The organism is Brucella tritici (genome assembly GCF_008932295.1).
In the GTDB taxonomy this organism is placed as follows: Bacteria; Pseudomonadota; Alphaproteobacteria; order Rhizobiales; family Rhizobiaceae; genus Brucella; species Brucella tritici.
The window spans coordinates 101,283-116,420 of the sequence record NZ_WBWA01000003.1 but is presented as its reverse complement, the minus strand read 5'-3'; the positions used below and the strand labels follow the sequence as shown (position 1 = coordinate 116,420).

The window sequence follows — 15,138 nt, the reverse complement described above, 5'->3', positions numbered from 1 at the left end:
TCTCCCTTAGTGCGCGACAGCGGCAGCAGCCGCTTCGTCGATCAGGCGACCGGTGGTGAAGCGTTCAAGCGTGAATGGTGCGTTGATCCAGTGTGGCTCGTCGCGGGCAATTGTATGCGCAAAGACATGCGCCGAACCCGGTGTCGCCTTGAAGCCGCCCGTACCCCAGCCGCAATTGACAAACAGGCCCGGCACCGGCGTCTTGCCGATGATCGGCGAACGATCCGGCGTGACGTCAACAATACCGCCCCATTTGCGCAGCATCCGCATACGGGTGAAGATCGGGAAGACTTCGCAGATGGCCGCAAGCGTATGCTCGATCAGCGGCAGACCGCCGCGCTGGCTGTAAGACACATATTGGTCAGTACCGGAGCCGATCACCAGCTCGCCCTTGTCGGACTGGCTGATATAGGCATGAACCGTGTTGGACATGACCACGCAAGGGAAGATCGGCTTGACCGGCTCGGACACGAGCGCCTGTAGCGGGAAGCTTTCAAGCGGCATGCGAACGCCTGCCGTGTCCATGACAATGGAAGTGCTGCCAGCAGCGGAAACCGCCACTTTCTTCGCCTTGATGAAACCGCGTGGCGTATCAACACCGGTCACGCGACCCGATGCATCGCGGCGAATGGCCGTAACCGGGCAATTCTGGATGATATCAACGCCGCGCTCCGTCGCACCACGCGCATAGCCCCAGGCCACCGCATCGTGGCGGGCCACGCCGCCGCGCCGCTGCAAGGTGGCGCCGACAACCGGATAACGCGCATTGGCTGAAATATCGAGCGGCGGGCAATATTCCTTCGCCTGCTCCCTGGTCAGCCATTCATTGTCGATGCCGTTGAGGCGATTGGCATGGATGTGACGCTTGAAGCTCTGCACATCATGCACCGTATGCGCCAGCATCATCACGCCGCGCTGCGAGAACATGACATTGTAGTTGAGGTCCTGGCTGAGACCTTCCCACAGCTTCATCGCATGTTCGTAAAGATGCGCGCTCTCATCATAGAGGTAGTTGGAGCGGATAATCGTGGTGTTGCGCCCGGTATTGCCGCCGCCAAGCCAGCCTTTTTCGATGACCGCGACATTGGTGATGCCATGTTCCTTGGCCAGATAATAGGCGGCACCCAGACCGTGCCCGCCAGCGCCGACGATGATGACGTCATATTCGGCCTTGGGTTCGGCATTCGGCCATTGCGGCTTCCAGTTCTTGTTACCGGAAAGCGCATTTTTAATAATAGAAGCTGCAGAAAAACGGGACATAGACAACCACCAGTTTCGCGACCGCAAGCGCCGTGTCGGCACAAGCGAAGCCTTTGATGATATTTCTATTGTTTCCGTTTCAAACCCGACAGCAGGCTTGCGTCAAAAGACGCCACAAATACGACATGCCCACCATTTCGCGACATCTCGTCCACCCCATACAGTTGGGTCCGCGTCTGTAACCTGACGGCAAAGCAGTTTCAAAAATCGCCCCTGTAAAATAGGACAACATTATTGTCCTTTTCTCTTTCCTTTTATTGCGCAAAGGTCTACGCATTCTTTCGCAAAATCGCGTCCAGAATAAAAGAAACGCAAGAAAGGTGATTCCGTGACTAAGGAGAATCTACTCGAGAGCGCACTCGTTCGTCTGGACGAAGCGGCAAGCCACATCAACATCGATGCGGATGTCATCGAGAAGCTGAAATATGCGCGTGAGACCATGAAAGTGCGTCTGATGATTCGTATGGATGACGGCTCGCGCAAATCCTTTCTTGCATGGCGCTGCCGCTATGACGATACACGCGGCCCGACGAAGGGCGGCATCCGCTATCACCCGGAAGCGACCGCTGAAGAAGTCGAGACGCTGGCCTTCTGGATGACTTTCAAATGCGCGGTCATGAACCTGCCTTATGGCGGCGGCAAGGGTGCTATTCAGGTCGATCCACGTCAGCTTTCCAAGGCTGAACTGGAACGTCTTTCGCGCGCCTACATCCAGGCTTTCTCCGGCATTATCGGGCCGGATCGCGACATTCCGGCGCCCGACGTCTACACCAATTCCATGATCATGGGCTGGATGGCAGACGAATATTCCCAGATCGTCGGACAGTCCTCGCCTGCCGTCATCACCGGCAAGCCGCTGGCGCTTGGCGGTTCGCTCGGACGCAATGATGCAACCGCACGCGGCGGCTTCTATCTCGTGCGCCATCTGTCGCACGATCTGGGCCTTGCTGCGCAGCTTCGCGTCACCGTTCAGGGTTTCGGCAATGCCGGTCAGTTCATCGCCAGGCTGATGGCAAGCGATGGTCACAAGATCGTCGCCGTATCGGATTCGTCCGGTGCTGTTTATTGCGCCAACGGCCTTGATCTCGATGCGCTTCTGGAAGCAAAGGCACAGAACAAGTCTGTTGTTTCTACCGCTGGCAAAAACGGCCATGAAGCAATCACGCCTGACGAACTGGTTGCTGCCGAATGCGATGTTCTGGTGCCAAGCGCCATGGAAAACATGATCCATGCCGACAATGCGGCATCCATCAAGGCCAAGCTGATTGTCGAACTTGCAAATGGTCCTGTCACGCCGGAAGCAGACGAAATCCTTGCAAATAACGGCGTCATCGTTCTGCCGGATATTCTGGCCAATGCAGGCGGCGTTACGGTTTCCTATTTCGAGTGGGTGCAGAACCGTCAGGGCTATTACTGGACGCTTGAAGAAATCCATGAGCGCCTGAAAACCATCATGGAACGTGAAGGCCGCGCCATCTGGAATCATGCCAAGCAGCACAAGGTGACAGTTCGCTCGGCAGCTTATGTCCATGCGCTGCAGCGTCTTGCACAGGCCATCGAGGCACACGGCACGCAAAGCGATTTTACTGCCTGATCCTGCCTTTTGAGATCACCCCTCCTGCCAGCCTGCTGTCAGGAGGGGTATCGAACGGCGGTTTCCTTTTCCCGCCTGCGCTATAGTTTACCTTCACAAGGGAAAACCAGCGCGATGGGATGAAGAGCATGTCGTACGGAAATCTATTCAAGGGAAGTGCTGTCGCACTTGCCCTCTTTGCGGGCGCAATTCAATTTTCCAGCCTCGCGCAGGCACAGGTGGTCGTGTCGTCCAAGATCGACACCGAAGGCGGTGTTCTCGGCAACATCATTCTGGCCATTCTCAATGCCAATGGTATCAAGACCACGGATCGCATCCAGCTCGGCGCGACGCCGGTCGTTCGCAAGGCGATCACCGTCGGCGAAATCGACATCTATCCCGAATATACGGGCAATGCCGCCTTCTTCTTCAACAAGGCGGACGATCCGCTCTGGAAAGACCCAGCCAAAGCCTATGAGACTGCAAAGCAGCTCGATTACGATGCCAACAAGATCGTCTGGCTGGCGCCATCACCGGCAAACAACACCTGGGGCATTGCGGTGCGCAAGGATGTCGCCGACGAAAACAAGCTTACGAACCTGAGCGAGTTCGGAAAGTACATTTCAGGTGGCGGGAAGGTCATTCTGGCCGCATCGTCGGAATTCGTGAACTCGGCAGCAGCCCTGCCAGCGTTCCAGACCGCCTATAGCTTCACCCTGAAACCCGACCAGCTCATCACACTTTCAGGCGGGGATACGGCCGCAACCATTGCTGCCGCTGCCAACCAGACCAACGGCGCCAACGCGGCCATGGTCTACGGCACCGATGGCGGCATCGCACCCTCCGGGCTTGTGGTTCTTGAAGACGACAAGCATGTGCAGCCGGTTTACCAGCCCGCCCCGATCATCCGTGAGGAAGTCTTGAAGAAGAATCCGAAAATCGAGGAGTTGCTGAAGCCCGTTTTCGAGAAACTTGACCTGACCACCCTTCAGGAACTCAACGGTCGCGTGCAACTGGGTGGCGAACCGGCAAAGGCGGTTGCCGAGGATTTTCTTAAAGCCAACGGTTTTCTCAAGTAGAGAGCGCGATAACGGATAATTGCCGGGCATGAGTGCAACAAACCAGACGATCCAGGCAAATGGCACGAAGGGCCTGTTTGCATATATCGACAAGCTCGGACTGGTCATTGCAGCAATCGGCTTATCGGGATTGCTTCTGCCATTCGCAAATTTTCGGGCAAACCGCATCGTTCAAGGCGAGCCGCGTTATCTTTTGGATGCCCTGCCGACCTCGTTGGCGCTGCTGTTCGCCGCTGTCGTAGCGGCAGGACTGCTGATCGGCTTTGTCCGTAACAACAATTCGTTGCGGCTGTTCGCTGCTCTGTTCTGCCTCGCATCGGTCATGGTGGCAATCGGCTTCGCCGCGTCATATCTGTCGCCCGAAGGAAACAGATATGCGCGGGTTTCTCCAGCTTCCGGCTTTTGGCTGCTGTTTTTTGCGAGCGCACTTTATGTCGCGGATGGGCTGGTCCGGTTGCGTGCCGGTCCGTTTTTACGGGTCGGACTGCTGGTCATTGCGGGATTGCTTCTGGCCGCGCTGCTTTCCTCGGGACTCTGGGACAGCATCTCATTCATGAAGGAATATCAAAGCCGCGCGGACAGCTTCTGGAATGAAGCCGAACGGCATATAGCCCTGGCTTTGGGATCGCTTGCAGCGGCAACCGCAGTGGGTATTCCGCTGGGGCTTGTCTGCCATCGCTTGGCCGGGCTGCGCGCTTTCGTTCTGAACAGCCTCAATATCGTGCAGACCATTCCGTCCATGGCGCTGTTCGGTATTTTGATCGCGCCACTCAGTTGGGTCGCCACGCAGTTTCCATGGGCGGGCGCTATCGGTATCCGTGGAATCGGAGCTGCACCGGCATTCGTCGCACTTTTCCTCTATTCGCTGCTGCCTATCGTGGCAAATACCGTCGCAGGACTGGCACAGGTGCCGGAACCGGTAACGGACGCAGCCCGCGGCATGGGCATGACGCGCCTGCAACGCCTCTTCAAGACCGAGTTTCCGCTCGCTTTTCCCGTTATTCTCACCGGCATACGTATCGTCATGGTGCAGAATATCGGCCTCACGACCATCGCGGCATTGATTGGCGGCGGCGGCTTCGGAACATTCGTTTTTCAGGGCATTGGGCAAACGGCGATGGATCTTGTTCTGCTGGGCGCCTTGCCTACCGTTCTCCTCGCCTTTGCAGCCGCCGTCATTCTCGATGCCGCGATAGAAATCACCGAAAGAGGCAGCTCCCAATGATCGAGTTCGACCATATCACGAAGCGCTATAACGGGCGCGCAGCGGTGGACGCGGTGAGCTTTACCATCGAACCCCACAGCATTGCTGCCATTGTCGGGACGTCCGGTTCCGGCAAGACGACCCTCCTGCGGATGGTCAATCGTCTGGTCGAGCCGACCGACGGGGAAATCCGCATCGATGGCCGCAGTGTCATGGACGAACCCGGTCATGTTCTGCGCCGGCAGATCGGCTACGTCATCCAGCAGAACGGACTTTTTCCGCATCGCACCGTCGCGGAGAATATTGCGACGGTTCCCCTTCTGCTCGGATGGCAGAAACAGCGCATCGATACCCGCGTGGATGAACTGCTTGAGCTCTTCCAGCTTGAACCGGCAGACTATCGCGACCGCTACCCGCATGAACTTTCCGGCGGGCAACAGCAACGTGTCGGTGTGGCACGCGCGCTCGCTGCCGGGCCGAACATCCTTCTCATGGACGAGCCGTTCGGGGCACTCGATCCGGTAATCCGGGCCAAGGCGCAGGAAGATCTGAAGGCGATCCAGAAGCGGCTCGGCACGACCATAATCCTTGTCACGCACGACATGGAGGAAGCCATATCGCTGGGTGATCGTATCGCCGTCATGGATGACGGAAAATTGCTGCAATATGGTCCGCCGGCAGAAATTCTTGCCCGCCCGGCAACCGATTTCGTTGAGCGCCTTGTCGGTACGGGCGAACGGCCCTTCCGTCTCCTCTCTCTGATGGACCTGAAAACCGTGCTCCAGCCCGGTGATGCGAGCGGTGCAACAATGCCGGTAACGGCGTCGCAACGCGATGCCCTTGCCGAGCTTCTGTGGTCAGGGCGCAAAGCCCTTCCCGTTCTTGACCATGATGGAAGGCCACTTGGACAAGTCACGCTCGACAGGCTGCTGCATCAGGCAGAGCGTCCGGCATGAAATTGTTCCTGTCCCTTGTTCCGCGTGCGCTGCTTCTAGGCGTTCTGCTGCTGTTTCTGTGGCGGCCCCATCTTTTCGAGCCATTGTTTCGACCGCTCGTCGATGAGGGCGTCCCCGTCATTTATGATCGTGCAAATTTCGTAACGCTGACTTTACAGCATCTCGGTCTGGTCGCTCTGGCTGCACTGGCTTCCACGATTGTGGCTGTCTCGATGGCAATCTTTGTCACCAGAAAGCAGGGTGCGGAGTTTCTGCCGCTCTCACGCAGTCTTGTGAATATCGGCCAGACCTTTCCTCCCGTTGCAGTGCTGGCACTTGCAGTGCCGGTCTTCGGTTTCGGAGACAAACCGACCCTGATTGCGCTCTTCCTCTACGGTCTGCTTCCGATTTTTGAAAATACGCTGACAGGACTAACGACTTTGCCGCCTCCGGTTGTCGAAGCTGCGCGCGGCATGGGGATGACCAGCGCACAGCGGCTTGTGAAAGTCGAGGTTCCACTTGCCATGCCGGTTATTCTGGCGGGTATCAGACTTTCCGCCGTGATCGGCCTTGCAACGGCCACCATCGGCTCGACTGTCGCTGCCAGAACGCTTGGAGAAGTCATCATCGCCGGGCTCATTTCCAACAATCTTGCCTTCGTTTTGCAGGGAGGGCTCGTCGTGGCCGCACTTGCCATACTCATCTTCGATGGGTTTCAGGCAATTGAGCGTTATCTCCTGAAACGTTCCGGGCGGGGCCTTTGAAAGACGCCACGGCATTCCTATATCCTTGCAAATAACCAGCCAGTGAGGAACGGGATGAATATCGGGCAGGCGGCTGCAGCATCTGGCATATCGGCGAAGATGATCCGCCATTATGAAACAATCGGACTGATTGAAGCTGCCGAGAGAACCGGTTCGGGCTATCGCGTCTATACGCAGAAAGATGTCGAAACCCTGCGCTTCATCCGCCGCAGCCGCGATCTCGGTTTTCAGGTTGAACAGATCAAGGAACTCCTGACGCTCTGGCGCGACCGCAACCGCGCATCGGCTGATGTCAAGAAGGTGGCGCTTGGGCATGTCGAGGAGCTGGAAGCCAAGATGCGCCAGCTTCAGGAAATGGCTGATACGCTGCGCTACCTCGCGAAAAACTGTCACGGCGACAACCGCCCCGATTGCCCGATCATTCACCAGCTTGCAGAAAACAGCGTGGAAAGCCGCAAACGTCCGGCTCCGCGAAAAGGTGAATTGCTGCACGGCAAAATCTGAGATTTTCAAATGAAAACGCCGGGATTACTCCCGGCGTTTTTCTTTCATATCACCGGCTCAGCCTTTCGGCAGAGTATAGGCGATCACGTAATCGCCGGGCTTGGTGCCGACAGAACCATGCCCACCGGCAACCATCAAAACGAACTGCTGATCGCCGACCGTATAGCTCATCGGCGTCGACTGACCTCCAGCAGGAAGCCGTGCTTCCCAGAGCTGCTTGCCCGAAGTCAGGTCATAGGCGCGCAGATAGTCATCCACGGCTGCACCAAGGAAGGCAACGCCGCCTGCGGTAATCATCGGTCCGCCAATGCCCGGAACGCCGACCTTCAGCGGAAGTGGAACCGGTGACATATCGCGGATCGTTCCATTCCGATGCTTGTAGGCGATTTTGCCGGTTCGCAGGTCAACACCGGCGACATAGCCCCATGGCGGCGTCTGGCAGGGAATGCCGAGCGGCCCCAGGAATGGTCCCATGAAGACGCCATAAGGGGCGCCGTCGTTGCGGTTCAGGCCCTGCTCGCTTCCCTTTTCATCCTGTCCTTTCGGCGGGATGTCCGCACGCGGGACAAGACGTGAGGTGAAGGCGAGATAGGTCGGCATACCAAACATGACTTGCCGCACCGGATCGACGGCCACGCTGCCCCAGTTGAACACACCGAAATTGCCCGGATAGACAATCGTTCCGCGCAGCGAAGGCGGGGTATATCGGCCTTCATAGAACAGCTCGTGGAACTTGATACGACAAGCGAGCTGATCGAACATCGTCACGCCCCACATGTCGCTTTCGCGCAAGGGCGGCGGACTGAAAGTGAGGTCGGAAATCGGCTGCGTTGGGGCTGTATGGTCCTCGGGTATCGCGCCTGTCGGAGCTGGAATTTCCTTGACCGGAATGATCGGCTCGCCGGTACGTCGATCCAGAACATAGAGATCGCCCTGCTTCGTCGGTCCGACCAGTGCCGGAACCCCGTTGATTTCCAGCAGGACCGGCTGGGCTGGAACGTCCATATCCCATAGATCATGGTGAACCGTCTGACGCACCCAGCGAAGTTGTCCGGTGTTCACATCGAGAGCGACGATGGACGAGGAAAACTTCTCCACATTCTCGCTGCGGTCCATACCAAGCTGGTCGGGCACCTTGTTGCCGAGCGGAACAAAGATTAGCCCAAGCTTCTCATCGACGCTTGAAACGGACCAGCTATTGGGTGAGTTGGTCGTGTAGTGCTCACCCTCCGGCAGCGGCGTGGTTACATCCGGATTGCCCGAATCCCAGTTCCACAGCAGTTGGCCGGTACGGATATCGAATGCGCGGATGACGCCGGACTGTTCTTCCGTCGAGTAATTGTCATTGACGGCGCCGCCAACGATGATCTTGTCTCCGACGACGACAGGCGGTGAAGTGGAGTAATAATACCCTGCCGGATTGTATTTCATGCCATGGCTGAGATCGAGCGTACCGCCATTGGCGAAATCCGTGCAGATTTCTCCGGTGGCCGTATCCAGTGCAATCAATCGTGCGTCAGATGTCGGCAGATAGACACGCTCGGCGCATTTTGCTCCAGCCGTTGCGGTCGCATCCTTCCAGTAGCTCACACCACGGCAGGTCTGGTGCTGGCGATCCGTATTGAAGCCAACCTTGGGATCGAATTTCCACTTTTCCTTGCCGGTTGCCGCATCCAGCGCAATAGCCCAGTTATGCGGCGTGCAGAGATAAAGGGAATCGCCAATCTTGAGCGGCGTAACCTGATAGGTCGTTTCGCCAACATCCTGCGGCTGCTTCACATCGCCGGTCTGATACTGCCAGGCAACCTGAAGCTTGGAAACATTATCCGGCGTTATCTGCGCCAGCGGCGAATAGCGCTGACCGTAAGGCGTTCGACCATATTGATGCCATTCGCCATCGGGCACGTTACCGCCAAGATCGGGCGTTGCAGCCACCTTCTCCGTCGGCAGGTCTCCGGCAATGTTGTAGCTATCCTGGGTTATCGCATAGCCTGCGACCACGACTGCGATCACCGAGGCTGCAGCCAGCGGCAGACCACTATCGCCTGCCCCGTTGTTCAGTGGTTTCCTGATCCAGGGTGTCAGCATCCAGAAGCCGAGCAGCACGATGATGCCGCCGCGTGCGCCAAGCTGCCACCAATCGAAGCCGACTTCGTAAACGGCCCAGCCCAGCGATCCGAGGATAACAAGCGCATAGACCCATAATGCCGAGGCGCTGCGCCGGGACAGCAAAACGGCGGTCAGCAGAAAGCCGATCGCCGCGAGTATGTAATACCAGCTCCCGCCAAGTGCGGCGAGCCAGATGCCTCCCGCGCCGAGCGCAAGCCCAATCAGAAAAAGAACGATGGAAGTTAACCAGATAAGCAAGACATTACCCCTTCCAGCATAAACGGCATCCCATCATATGTGCAGAGAAGCCGGGCGGATTAACCGCTCACCAATTTCGAGGCAATCCAGATATGGCCAGATATGGCCAGATATGGCCAGATATAGGTTGCAAGTCTTGCGGCAATCCGTGTGCCGCACAACTCCATGCTGCCTACATATCCACATAGGCGAGCATGGAAAAAATCTAGGGAGCGGCAGAGTAATTCTTTCGCGGGAAAGATCGAAAGGGACTGACCTCCATTCGAGCGCCATCCTTGATTAAGGCAGAGTGCAGGAAAGGGGCTTTGGGCCGTCAAAAGACGTAAAACGGTGCCGGAATATGCATATTTTCGCTCGTCAATTGCGGCGAGCGCATGGCAAAACTGTGTGTATTCCGGCTTTCAGGAGGCTTTTTAGCGGCATCACGCAGAACCGCGCATGATGAGGTGGCTATCGAGACGGCGTATTTCCTTCTCGACTGCCGCCCCGCTTTCCTGCGCATTGATCCGCGAAAAAAGCATATCGAGACCCAAATGCGCAATTTGCCGATAGTCCTGCGCAACCGTCGTCAGCGGCGGACAGGTGAAGCGGCTAAGAGGATGGTCGTCATGACCGGCGACGCGAAGATCGCAGCCCTCTTCACGCCCGACATGGCGCCGACGCTCGAATGCCGCGGAAATTACGCCGAAAGCCAGACGATCATTGGCACACAGGACCGTGCGCGTCGGAAAGCCGCCGCGATCAAAAATCCGGCCCGCCTCCTGATAGCCCAGTTCCTCGAAATTCCAGTTCTTTGCTTCTATGGGAAGGATGATCGGTTCAACGCCAAGCCTTTCCATCGTTTCGATATAGGCCGAACGCCGCTCCAGCGCATTCTGGTTTACCGCCGGCATTTCGAGGAAGCAGGGGTGTTCCCCCGTTCGATAAAGATATTCGGTGATATTCCCTATGCTCTGGCGATTATCCGTGCCGACGAACGGCTGGTCATCGCTGATGCGGCTGTCCAGGAAGACCGCAGGTGTCGAGTTCGACAGACTGGAAAGAAGCTTCTCATCGGTATCGAAACCGAGCGGGGCCATCAGAACACCCGCAATCTTGAGAGACATCAACGTGCGCATCGCCCGCGCTTCGAGTTTTCTGTCACCATGAGATGACAGCACGATGGTCCAGTAGCCCTCCGCCAGACAGCGCATCTCGATCTGGCGAATGATCTCCGCGTAGAAGGGATCGGATATATGCGGAACGATAACGCCGATGTTCTTCGGCTTCTTGCGATTGAGACTGACTGCAAAAATGTTGGGCTGATAATTATAGTCTTTCAGCGCCTTTTCGATACGAGCCCGCGTGGAAGGCTTCACGCTTTCAGGATTGTCGAAATATTTCGAGACCGTAGGACGAGACAATCCGCTTGCCGCCGCGAACTCTTCCATCGTCCTGATCTTCTGTTCGGTCATGCCCTGCTTTTCCCACTGGGGTATCGAAGTGATTTTTCGGTGTCACCCACTTTTCTTTTCATGCGTAAATTTATTTCCGCTCAGAAGCAACAAATTTCAGCGCATCAGTGATCAACAGCCCACGCCTTCACCTCTTTTCTATAGCTCACGCCCGCGTCGCGTGCCCAAATTCAATCGTTATAATTTTTACACGTGAAAAATTTTATATTGACACGCTGAACAAGCTCTAGCATGTCTAGGGGAGCTCAATCATGGGCTGAAGGCCCTGCCCTTCGGGAGGTTTGCAGTTGGCGACAACTAACGAACCAGCAGGAAAACCGTTGTTCATGTCCCATAGAAGGACGTCCCGGCGAGCGCCGGTCATTCGGAGGAAATCATGTTTCGCAAATCGCTCAGCCGTATTCTCTTTTCCGGCGTAGCCCTGGCCATGATGGCAGGTGCTGCATCTGCCGAAGGCATCGGCGCATCGCTTCTGACCCAGCAGCATCCTTTCTACATCTCGCTCGCAGACGCGATGAAGAAGGAAGCGCAGGCAGAGAATGTGCCGCTGGAAGTCTCCATCGCCAATCAGGATTTGAGCAAGCAGCTCGCCGATGTGGAAGATTTCATCACCAAGGGCGTCGATGTCATCATCATTTCGCCGGTTGACAGCAAGGGCGTCCGCTCGGCCATCAACAAGGCTGAAAAGGCTGGCATCAAGGTCATCACCGTCGACGTTCCGGCCAACAATGTCGATGTGACTTCCTTTGTGGGCACGGACAACTTCGCAGGCGGCGAAAAGGCTGCCGAACTGATGGCAAAGTCCATCGGCGAGAAGGGCAACGTCGCCGTGATCGATTACCCGACGGTTCAGTCGGTCGTTGATCGTATTGAAGGCTTCAAGAAGGGCATCGCCAAATATCCGGACATCAAGATCGTGGCGATCCAGCCGGGCATCACCCGTCCAGAAGCTCTTTCGGCTGCCCAGAACATCCTTCAGGCCAATCCGGATATCGTCGGCATCTTCGGCTTCGGTGACGATGCCGCATTGGCCGCTGCCTCGGCAGTAAAGTCGGCCAAGCTCGAAAACCAGGTCAAGGTGATCGGCTTCGACGGTATGGAAGAAGCCCGTAACGCCGTGAAGAACGACCCGATCATGGTCGGCGTTATTGCGCAGTACCCGGACCAGATGGGCAAGGTCGCGGTTGAAACCGCTGCCAAGGTTATCAAGGGCGAGGAAGTGCCTGCCAAGCAGCCGATCGTTCCGGGCGTCGTCACCAAGGACGGCGAAACCAAGTAACACCGCGTGAAACAGCGACACTCCTCCCAGTTGCTGTTTCCTATCTGCGTGCGGCGGCCCGGCGAACACCACGCGCCTTGCCGCCGCCGCAACCCTTTTTGAATTGCAGACTTCGCTCGCGATCAATCTTAAAATCCGCCTGCGGAACTGAATAACGGAGAGTGGAGGCCCCCAAAGTGACAGATACCGAGACAGCCACCAGATCCGAACGAGAAGCCACGCCGGATACGGTTCTTGAAATTCGCGATGTCGCGAAATCCTTCGGCCCGGTCATCGCGCTGAAGCGCATGAACCTGACGGTGCGTCGTGGTCGCGTGCATACGCTGCTCGGCGAAAACGGCGCCGGCAAATCCACGCTGATGAAGATTCTGGCCGGCGTGTTCAAGCCAACATCCGGCACCATCTTGCTCAAAGGTGAGGCCTATGCGCCGAAGAACCCGCGCGACGCGCGTGCCAGTGGCATCGCCATCGTCTTTCAGGAATTGAGCCTCTCCCGCAACCTGACCGTTGCCGAGAATATTTTCGCGAACCACGAGCCAAGCCGCTTCGGGTTTGTGCGGGAGCGCGAACTGAACGCCGCTGCCGACAAGCTCATTGATGAGCTTGGCCTGCCTGTCGATGCGCGTGCAAAGGTCGGCGATCTTTCGATTGCCCAGCGCCAGCTCGTCGAAATCGCCAAGGGATTGAGCCAGCCTGCTGACATCGTCATTCTGGATGAGCCGACCTCGTCGCTGTCCGATAGCGAAGCTGAAATTCTGTTTTCGATCATCGAGCGGCTGAAAGCGAAGGGCACTGCCGTCATCTATATTTCGCACCGCATGGAAGAAATCATGCGGCTTTCCGACGACATTACGGTTGTCCGCGATGGCGAATATGTCACGACCGCCGAAAAGAGCGAGACCAGCATCGACCGTCTGATCGCGCTGATGGTCGGTCGTGAGATGAACGATATCTACCCGCCACGTGAAGCGCCGCGCCCTTCGGAAAATGTTCCGCCGATTCTGGCGACGAAGAACCTCTCCGTGCCGGGCAAATTCCATGACGTCACCATCGATGTGAAGCCGGGCGAAGTTCTGGGGCTGTTCGGACTGGTCGGTTCTGGCCGTTCGGACGTGATGAAGGCATTGTTCGGGATGCTGCGGCCCACGGGTGAGATCAAGCTCGACGGCGAAGTCATCACGCTTTCCTCACCGACCGATGCTATTCGCAACGGCATTGCTTTCGTGACCGAGAACCGCAAGGAAGAAGGTCTTGTTCTTCCGCATAGCGTTGAGCGCAACATCAACATGGTTGGGCTTGGACAGCTGGCGGGGCCTTTCGGCCTGATGCGCTCCAGAGCAGAGCGCTCCGCTGCCAAGGCGGAAGTGCTGCGTCTGGCCATCAAGACAGCATCCATCGACACGGTTGCCGGATCGCTCAGCGGCGGCAACCAGCAGAAGATCGTGCTGGCAAAGTGGCTGCAGACAAAGCCGCGCATCCTCATTCTCGACGAGCCGACGCGCGGTGTTGACGTTGGCGCGAAATTCGAAATCTATCGCATCATCCGTGAACTTGCCGCCAATGGCGCGGCGATCCTGATGGTTTCCTCCGAACTGCCGGAAGTGCTGGGTCTCAGCGACCGCGTGGCCGTCATGCATAACAAGCATGTCGCTGCCATTGTCGATGCCGATGGCCTCACGCCCGAAACCGTCATGAGCTACGCAGCAGGAATGCACATATGAGCAACGCACAAAATCTTCAGAAGAAAGCCGTGGACGCGGAAGTCCGCCGTTCGCTTTTCAGCTCCCCGCTGATCCGCCAATATGGCGGCATCATCATCTCGCTGGCCGTGCTCTGCGTGGTCTTCGCGGTGTTGAACCCGCGCTTTCTCGCCTTCAACAACTTCATGAACATCATGCAGCAGGTGGCGGTGATCGCCGTTGCCGCCTACGGCATGACCTATGTGATCCTGCTCGGTGAAATCGACCTGTCCATCGGTTCGATCATCGCGGTTTCCGGCATGGTGGCGGCGCAAGCCTTTGCCATGGGCTTCGGCTTCGTACCGACTGTTGTTTTCACGCTTGCGGCGGGCGCCATCATGGGCGGGCTGAATGGTGTGCTTTCGGCAAAGCTGATGCTGCCATCCTTCATCGTGACCGTTGCGACGATGGGCATCTATCGCGGCATGGTCAGCCTGCCGACCAATGGTGCACCTGAAATCATCGAAAACGACACATGGCTCGCCATCGGTTCGGAAAACTGGCTCGGCCTGCCGATCATCATCTGGATTGTCGGCGTCCTGTTCATCTTCAACTATATCCTGCTGTCGAAGACCGTTTTCGGCCGCCGTATCTATCTGTCGGGCGGCAACAAGGAAGCGGCGATCTATTCGGGCATCCGCGTCGATCGCATCAAGATCATCGTCTTCATGCTTTCGGGCGTCATGGCGGCGATCAGCGGCATTCTCCTGTCGTCGCGTCTGTCCTCGGCGCAGACCAATGCGGGCATGGGCTACGAACTCGACGCCATTGCGGCGGTCGTGCTGGGCGGCACCTCGCTTGCTGGCGGCGTCGGCACCATGGTCGGCACCATTCTCGGCGCGCTTATCATCGGTGTCATCAATAACGGCATGAATATGCTGTCGGTGCCTTACTTCTATCAGCTCATCGTCAAGGGCGTGGTCATTCTGGTCGCGGTCTGGCTCGATGTGCGCTCGAAATCCGTTCGTACGTAATCGCGG

At 57.2% G+C, this 15,138-nt stretch carries 12 protein-coding genes; 9 read left to right on the top strand and 3 right to left on the bottom strand.

Annotated elements, in window-relative coordinates; all coding sequences use genetic code 11:
- Positions 1–6: 6 nt before the first annotated feature.
- The gene (locus F9K91_RS04620) at positions 7–1,260 is read right to left on the bottom strand and encodes a sarcosine oxidase subunit beta family protein (protein WP_061344902.1); all 1,254 of its coding nucleotides are present in this window, start codon (positions 1,258–1,260) and stop codon (positions 7–9) included.
- A gap of 328 nt (positions 1,261–1,588) precedes the next feature.
- Here F9K91_RS04620 and F9K91_RS04615 point away from each other — a divergent pair, with 328 nt between their 5' ends.
- From F9K91_RS04615 to cueR, 6 genes are all read left to right on the top strand, one after another.
- The gene (locus tag F9K91_RS04615; RefSeq protein ID WP_151555465.1) at positions 1,589–2,854 is read left to right on the top strand and encodes a Glu/Leu/Phe/Val family dehydrogenase; all 1,266 of its coding nucleotides are present in this window, start codon (positions 1,589–1,591) and stop codon (positions 2,852–2,854) included.
- 128 nt (positions 2,855–2,982) lie between these two features.
- Positions 2,983–3,912, top strand: a complete 930-nt coding sequence (osmF, locus tag F9K91_RS04610) for a glycine betaine ABC transporter substrate-binding protein OsmF (RefSeq protein WP_151652209.1) — start codon at positions 2,983–2,985, stop codon at positions 3,910–3,912.
- A 19-nt stretch (positions 3,913–3,931) separates the two neighbouring features.
- Positions 3,932–5,137 carry an ABC transporter permease gene (locus F9K91_RS04605; RefSeq protein WP_412842141.1) on the top strand — a complete coding sequence of 402 codons (1,206 nt, stop codon included), beginning with the start codon at positions 3,932–3,934 and terminating at the stop codon, positions 5,135–5,137.
- On the top strand, positions 5,134–6,072 hold the full coding sequence (locus F9K91_RS04600) for an ABC transporter ATP-binding protein (protein WP_151555468.1): 939 nt from the start codon (positions 5,134–5,136) through the stop codon (positions 6,070–6,072). Before F9K91_RS04605 ends, F9K91_RS04600 begins: the two co-directional genes overlap by 4 nt.
- Positions 6,069–6,815: an ABC transporter permease gene (locus F9K91_RS04595; RefSeq protein ID WP_061344898.1), complete on the top strand. Its 747-nt coding sequence runs from the start codon at positions 6,069–6,071 to the stop codon at positions 6,813–6,815. The genes F9K91_RS04600 and F9K91_RS04595 overlap by 4 nt, the downstream gene beginning before the upstream one ends.
- A 54-nt stretch (positions 6,816–6,869) precedes the next feature.
- Positions 6,870–7,319, top strand: a complete 450-nt coding sequence (gene cueR / locus F9K91_RS04590; protein ID WP_010658066.1) for a Cu(I)-responsive transcriptional regulator — start codon at positions 6,870–6,872, stop codon at positions 7,317–7,319.
- A 57-nt stretch (positions 7,320–7,376) separates the two neighbouring features.
- Here cueR and F9K91_RS04585 read toward each other — a convergent pair whose 3' ends face one another.
- On the bottom strand, positions 7,377–9,686 hold the full coding sequence (locus tag F9K91_RS04585; RefSeq protein ID WP_151652211.1) for a glucose/quinate/shikimate family membrane-bound PQQ-dependent dehydrogenase: 2,310 nt from the start codon (positions 9,684–9,686) through the stop codon (positions 7,377–7,379).
- A 422-nt stretch (positions 9,687–10,108) separates the two neighbouring features.
- Complete coding sequence (locus F9K91_RS04580) at positions 10,109–11,140, bottom strand: LacI family DNA-binding transcriptional regulator (protein WP_151652212.1); 1,032 nt, start codon at positions 11,138–11,140, stop codon at positions 10,109–10,111.
- 376 nt (positions 11,141–11,516) lie between these two features.
- On the opposite strand from F9K91_RS04580, the gene F9K91_RS04575 reads away from it, so the two are divergent.
- The 3 genes from F9K91_RS04575 to F9K91_RS04565 all read left to right on the top strand — a co-directional run bounded on the left by F9K91_RS04575 (position 11,517) and on the right by F9K91_RS04565 (position 15,132).
- Entirely contained in the window at positions 11,517–12,419 is a 903-nt protein-coding gene (locus tag F9K91_RS04575) for a substrate-binding domain-containing protein (protein ID WP_151555470.1), read from the top strand.
- A 176-nt stretch (positions 12,420–12,595) separates the two neighbouring features.
- Positions 12,596–14,140 (top strand): sugar ABC transporter ATP-binding protein, encoded by a 1,545-nt coding sequence (locus tag F9K91_RS04570; RefSeq protein ID WP_151677290.1) that lies wholly within the window; start codon positions 12,596–12,598, stop codon positions 14,138–14,140.
- Positions 14,137–15,132: an ABC transporter permease gene (locus F9K91_RS04565; protein WP_078338347.1), complete on the top strand. Its 996-nt coding sequence runs from the start codon at positions 14,137–14,139 to the stop codon at positions 15,130–15,132. The genes F9K91_RS04570 and F9K91_RS04565 overlap by 4 nt, the downstream gene beginning before the upstream one ends.
- Positions 15,133–15,138 lie beyond the last annotated feature (6 nt).

What these genes read in the sequence shown, in the direction of transcription:
- F9K91_RS04620 (WP_061344902.1), bottom strand. Translation starts at nt 1,260, where the DNA reads ATGTCCCGTTTTTCTGCAGCTTCTATTATTAAAAATGCGCTTTCCGGT.
- osmF (WP_151652209.1), top strand. Translation starts at nt 2,983, where the DNA reads ATGTCGTACGGAAATCTATTCAAGGGAAGTGCTGTCGCACTTGCCCTC.
- F9K91_RS04600 (WP_151555468.1), top strand. Translation starts at nt 5,134, where the DNA reads ATGATCGAGTTCGACCATATCACGAAGCGCTATAACGGGCGCGCAGCG.
- F9K91_RS04595 (WP_061344898.1), top strand. Translation starts at nt 6,069, where the DNA reads ATGAAATTGTTCCTGTCCCTTGTTCCGCGTGCGCTGCTTCTAGGCGTT.
- cueR (WP_010658066.1), top strand. Translation starts at nt 6,870, where the DNA reads ATGAATATCGGGCAGGCGGCTGCAGCATCTGGCATATCGGCGAAGATG.
- F9K91_RS04580 (WP_151652212.1), bottom strand. Translation starts at nt 11,140, where the DNA reads ATGACCGAACAGAAGATCAGGACGATGGAAGAGTTCGCGGCGGCAAGC.
- F9K91_RS04575 (WP_151555470.1), top strand. Translation starts at nt 11,517, where the DNA reads ATGTTTCGCAAATCGCTCAGCCGTATTCTCTTTTCCGGCGTAGCCCTG.
- F9K91_RS04565 (WP_078338347.1), top strand. Translation starts at nt 14,137, where the DNA reads ATGAGCAACGCACAAAATCTTCAGAAGAAAGCCGTGGACGCGGAAGTC.